Annotated in this window: 1 protein-coding gene; it reads right to left on the bottom strand. The window is 29.9% G+C overall.

The annotated features are described in order from the left end of the window. Window positions 1-341, bottom strand: a 341-nt coding sequence (locus tag GQR38_RS20170; protein WP_165738059.1) for an RDD family protein, incomplete at its 3' end; no start/stop codon positions are given. Between the last annotated feature and the right edge of the window lie 53 nt (window positions 342-394).

Here is a 394-nt window from a genome sequence, read left to right as displayed (position 1 = left end):
GAGCGCTTTAAAATGATGGCCAGTCCATGTATTTTAGTGCCATCTTTTTTTACAATTGATATATCAAAAATCCATTTACCAAAAGTCTGCCCATTTTTAAAAAGTAGATAAGCATGAAATATTATAAATATAAGTAAACTATAAATAAGAATCATGGATAGATCTGATGTAGAAACTAACCCCGTGGTTTTTATCCTATTTATAACATCGGTGTAATAAAGAAACGCAATACTTGCCACTATAATTATTAACACATCGAAGAAAACAGCACATAAGCGATACATTCTAGAAGCTAGTTTTAACTCTTCAACTGATGAACTACTAATTTCTAATTCAGACATAAATCTCCATATAAAATATTTACCACTAATTTTGGGTAACACTGAGTGCTAAC

The organism is Pseudoalteromonas sp. c7(2019) (genome assembly GCF_011378625.1).
In the GTDB taxonomy this organism is placed as follows: domain Bacteria; phylum Pseudomonadota; class Gammaproteobacteria; order Enterobacterales; family Alteromonadaceae; genus Pseudoalteromonas; species Pseudoalteromonas arctica.
Note: the sequence above shows the minus strand (reverse complement) of the source record. Positions and strands in the feature narration are given on the sequence as shown.